This is a genomic window from Bradyrhizobium sp. sGM-13 (genome assembly GCF_018398875.1).
GTDB lineage: Bacteria > Pseudomonadota > Alphaproteobacteria > Rhizobiales > Xanthobacteraceae > Bradyrhizobium.
The window spans coordinates 1-570 of record NZ_JAGWDK010000173.1 but is presented as its reverse complement, the minus strand read 5'-3'; the positions used below and the strand labels follow the sequence as shown (position 1 = coordinate 570).

The window sequence follows — 570 nt, the reverse complement described above, 5'->3', positions numbered from 1 at the left end:
TGCGTATTCCGACGATCGCGACCACCCGCTACGACGGATTGTGACCACCCATTCCGATCGATCGCGACCAGTGTGATGGTGCCGTCAGGTGCATTTTCTGATCTCAGTGTTTTGGCTCGACGTCAAGCGCGGTGGAGGCCGTCCCCGTAGTCGACAGGAGGGACCCGCGCGCGCTGCGGAGTGCCCCCACGGCTGACGCAGCAGCGCGCGCGGGAGATCCCTGTTGACCCACGGGGGCGGCCGGTGGGCTGGCGATGCGCTTCATATTTTTGCTCCCGTGGGCGGCTTGCCGTTGGCTGGCGGTGTGGCCGCGGCCGGCGCCAGCCGTTCCTCGTCGGCTTTGAGCTTGCGCATAGACGGGCCGTCGAGCTCGATCCGATAAGCGTTGTGGACAATACGATCCAGCACGGCGTCGCCGACGGTGGGCTCGCCAATAACCTCGTGCCAAGTTGCCACAGGGAGTTGGCTGGTGATGAGGATGGAGCCGCGGCCATGACGGTCCTCGACGATCTCCATGAGATCGCGCCGCTGACTGGCTGAGAGGCGGTCGGGTCCCCAATCGTCCAATAC

General features: G+C 65.1%; 1 protein-coding gene. It reads right to left on the bottom strand.

Translation table 11 applies throughout. The features are described from left to right. Positions 1 to 261 precede the first annotated feature (261 nt). Positions 262 to 570 (bottom strand): ATP-binding protein (locus KJQ96_RS38645; protein WP_213291180.1); only part of this gene is annotated, 309 nt, incomplete at its 5' end.